The sequence below is a fragment of the Candidatus Magnetobacterium casense genome, from assembly GCF_019173545.1.
In the GTDB taxonomy this organism is placed as follows: domain Bacteria; phylum Nitrospirota; class Thermodesulfovibrionia; order Thermodesulfovibrionales; family Magnetobacteriaceae; genus Magnetobacterium; species Magnetobacterium cryptolimnobacter.
The window spans coordinates 1-1094 of record NZ_JABXWD010000771.1; the positions used below are offsets into that span (position 1 = coordinate 1).

Below are 1094 nucleotides of genomic sequence, written 5' to 3' on the forward strand. Positions count from 1 at the left end.
TATGATTGCACGCTTGGGGTTGCGCCGACATGGGCGGCTGGAACAGGATGGACATTCAACGGGACAACTCAATATCTAATAACAGGACTCGTCGGGCTATATACCTACTCGATGATTGTGCAGTTCTCCGGCGTTACAAATACAGGGATTGTTGCAGGTGCACAGTCAGTAGATGGGCGATTTTGGATCAGACCAAATACTGGGGTTGGAAATGTCACATACGCCTGTGGAGTAAACACCCGCGACACAGCTCCGAATCTAGCCAGCGGTAATCTGGCGTTTGCCAGCTATAACTGTTACCGAAATGGTGTGGCAGATGGGGCAATTGCAGCGGGGGCGACAAGCACAACACACGTGACCTGGATAGGGTGTCGCAATCTAATAAATGTTTACAATCTGGGATACGCAGGGAATATACAGGCATTAGCAATCTACAATACCGCGTTAACTGCTCCCCAGATTTTAGCAGTTTACACCGCGATGGTGGCTTTATAGGAGGGTAACTTATGGCAGGGACAATCTATCAGAGCAACAATCCGCCAAAGAAGGGGGCGGCGTATTCGTACATTATCGGACTGACCTCACAAGCGGATACCGATATCTTGCAGGTCAATCCAACGCTTACCAGCGGTGATGTCACGTTCTCGAAGGACTTCGGCGCATTCACAACCATCGGAACCATGCCAACGGTTATTGGTGCTGGCAAGGCGGTACTATGTGCGCACACGTCCACAGAGATGGATGCAAACGTAGTGGTTGACTTATACAGCGATGTGACGGGCTCCGAATGGCAGGACTTGATGGTGTATATCGAGACGGTAACGGATCAGCAAACCACCATCATATCATCCATTGCCGATGGCACCTGGGATGAGATATTGACATCCGGCACCCACGACGTTGGGTACTCAGCCGGGCAACGAGTAAGATACCTCATACTGACCGGCGCAGCCGCGCAAGCTGGAAGCGCCAACACCATCACGCTGGCATTGACAGAGAGCGCCACAAGCAATATCCTTGCGGGCAACCTCATCACTATCGTATCTGGTACAGGCGCTGGGCAGTCCCGCATGATTACCGATTACGATGGCGCA

The 1094-nt window shown here is 51.7% G+C and carries 2 protein-coding genes; both read left to right on the forward strand.

All coding sequences use genetic code 11. The features are described 5' to 3' along the window. Nucleotides 1-495: hypothetical protein (locus HWQ67_RS19395; protein ID WP_218254341.1), on the forward strand; the 495-nt coding region annotated here is incomplete at its 5' end. Between the two features lie 11 nt (nucleotides 496-506). Next, the coding region (locus HWQ67_RS19400) for a hypothetical protein (protein ID WP_218254342.1) at nucleotides 507-1094 on the forward strand (588 nt) is incomplete at its 3' end.